This is a genomic window from Streptomyces lushanensis, from assembly GCF_001700515.1.
GTDB classification, from domain to species: Bacteria; Actinomycetota; Actinomycetes; order Streptomycetales; family Streptomycetaceae; genus Streptomyces; species Streptomyces lushanensis.
Genome location: NZ_MAUD01000506.1, coordinates 1 through 511 on the forward strand (window position 1 = coordinate 1; position 511 = coordinate 511).

1 pseudogene is annotated in these 511 nt (G+C 69.7%); it reads right to left on the bottom strand.

The window, feature by feature from the left end:
• Positions 1-30: 30 nt before the first annotated feature.
• Positions 31-511: pseudogene (locus BFF77_RS36050) on the bottom strand (serine/threonine protein kinase); the annotation flags it as partial.

The following is a 511-nucleotide window of genomic DNA, read 5'->3' on the forward strand; positions in this document are numbered from 1 at the left end:
ACTCGCGCGGTGCGCGGCCGACACCCGAGGTCAGCGCACGGAGGTGGGCAGAGATGTGTGCGCCGGGACGGGTACGAAGGAGTCGAGCGCGGTGTCGAAGTGCGCCCGCGCCGTGTCGAGTCCGCCCAGCGGGGACGAGACCCAGACGTCGTACATCCGCCCGTCCTGGTCCCAGCAGAGGTCGAAGGTGTGGCGCTCGCCCTCCTTCCGTGAGAAGCCGTTCCAGGTGAATTCCCAGAGCGCCGCCGGGAATCCATTGTGCGTGGTGGGTGTGACACTGCCGTCGTGGTAGCCGGGATTGGTGTCCGCGCCGCCGGCGTCCGCCAGCCGCATGGCCCCCACCGGACCGGCCGGGATCGCGCGCTGGACGCGGATGCCGATCCGGAACGCGGTGTCGGGCGACATGTAGAAGACGCGTTTGTCGTCGTGGGAGCGGCTGAATCCGTCGGGGACGGCGAGAGTGAAGCCCATCGGATCGTTGACGAGGTGATAGCCGGGAGGAGCGGGCGCC